General features: G+C 41.8%; 1 pseudogene. It reads left to right on the forward strand.

From position 1 onward, the window contains the following. Positions 1–471, forward strand: a pseudogene (locus tag Q763_RS18010) (hypothetical protein); the annotation flags it as partial.

Raw genomic sequence — 471 nt, forward strand, 5'->3', positions numbered from 1 at the left:
ATACGGGCGATACCGGAGCTACAGGTCCACAAGGCCCGGCTGGACCACAAGGTCCTGCAGGTGCAGATGGTGCAGATGGCGTAGGAGGTGTTACAACCGCAGGTTCGGGTATTGCTGTAACCGGTGCAGGTACAGTAGCTAATCCTTATGTAGTTTCAACAAACTTCTCAGGTTATAATGGTCCTGGAGGTATAACATCTTCTCACTTAACAGTGAGCAACGGAGCCAATTCAACATTTAAAGATGTGGTGCTTAGCATTAATAATAATGTAATCACATCAAACATGATTATTGACGGAGCAATACTAAATCAGGATATAGCGAATAATGCTATTACTTCTGATAAAATACAGGATGGCGCTGTTAATACAGTAGATTTAGCTAATAACTCAGTTACAACGGCTAAGCTTGCAGATAACTCGGTAACATCTACTAAAATAGTTGATGGTACAATACAGTCTCAGGATTTAG

Source organism: Flavobacterium beibuense F44-8, assembly GCF_000769915.1.
GTDB lineage: Bacteria > Bacteroidota > Bacteroidia > Flavobacteriales > Flavobacteriaceae > Flavobacterium > Flavobacterium beibuense.